Source organism: Streptomyces sp. NPDC006208, assembly GCF_040613775.1.
GTDB lineage: Bacteria > Actinomycetota > Actinomycetes > Streptomycetales > Streptomycetaceae > Streptomyces.
This window is the reverse complement of sequence record NZ_JBEXSW010000144.1, coordinates 1-1,234: the sequence shown is the minus strand read 5'-3', so window position 1 is coordinate 1,234 and position 1,234 is coordinate 1. Positions and strand designations below refer to the sequence as shown.

Annotated in this window: 1 protein-coding gene; it reads right to left on the bottom strand. The window is 69.0% G+C overall.

The genetic code is table 11. From position 1 onward, the window contains the following. Window positions 1-7: 7 nt before the first annotated feature. Window positions 8-1,234, bottom strand: a 1,227-nt coding sequence (locus tag ABZ208_RS39130; protein WP_356914205.1) for an IS30 family transposase, incomplete at its 5' end; no start/stop codon positions are given.

Below are 1,234 nucleotides of genomic sequence, written 5' to 3'. Positions count from 1 at the left end.
GGCGAGCTCAAGCGGTCAGCGCATCACCGCTGTTCAGGAGGTCAGCGTAGACCTCTGCCGGAGTGCGGTAGCCATGGGTCTTGCGCGGACGATGGTTGAGCTCTTGGGCGATGGCGTCCAGGTCGGCCTGGCTGAACGTGCGGAGGTCCGCGCCCTTGGGGAGGTACTGCCGAAGCAGCCGGTTGGTGTTCTCGTTAGTGCCGCGCTGCCACGGGCTCCGCGGCTCGCAGAGGTAGATTGGCATCCCGGTCTCGGCGGTGATGGTCTGGTGTTCGGCCATCTCGCGGCCCCGGTCCCAGGTGAGCGTCCGCCGCAACTGGGGCGGAATGCCGAGGAGACTCCTGGTGAGGTGCGGGGCGACCTGCTCGGCCTTGATGCCGTCCGGCAGCGCAACGATGGCCGTGTAGCGGCTCGTGCGCTCGACGAGCGTGGCGACCGCTGAGGGGCGGGTGCCCATCACGAGGTCACCCTCCCAATGGCCGGGAACCTTGCGGTCCTCGACCTCGGCGGGGCGGGCGCTGATGGACACCATGCCGCGGATGATGCCCCGCCCGGTGGGCCGACGGGCGATCTTCGGGTGACGCATGGGCCTCGATGACCGCAGCCGCTGGGTGAGTCTGCGGTCGATCGCCTGGCGCCGACGCGGGTCGTAGAGCGAGAGGTAGATCGCCTCGTGCGAGACCTGCATAGAGTCATCGCCGGGGAACTGGCGCCGCAGCCAGCCCGCGATCTGTTCGGGCGACCAGCACAGGGCCAGCTTGGCCTCCACCAGCGTGCGCAGGGCGGGCCGTTGGGCGAGCTTCGCTTCCTTGGGCCGACGCCCGCGTATGTATGCGGCCGAATCGGCGGACGCGGCACGGTAGCGGTCCCGGCCGCCGTTGCGAGCGATCTCGCGGGAGACGGTCGACGCCGATCTGCCCAGCCTCCGGGCCAGCTGCCGGGCCGATTCTCCGGCAGCGATGCCGCGGGATATCTCTTCACGCTCACCACCGGTCAGATGCCGCTCTGACCGTTGCTGCGGGGCCACGCGGACACCGCCGCTCTGGCACAGGAACCGGCGGACATGGTGCATCGGCGCCCCGAGCTCCCGCCCCATCAAGCTGAATGATTGCCCCTCACGCCAGCGCCTCCAGATCTCATCCTGCTGAGCCGGCGAAAACCCGTAGTCACGCACCTGTGCCTCCACGACCACATGATCATCCGTGGGTGGTGCGTTGATCACTTGAGGGTGCCA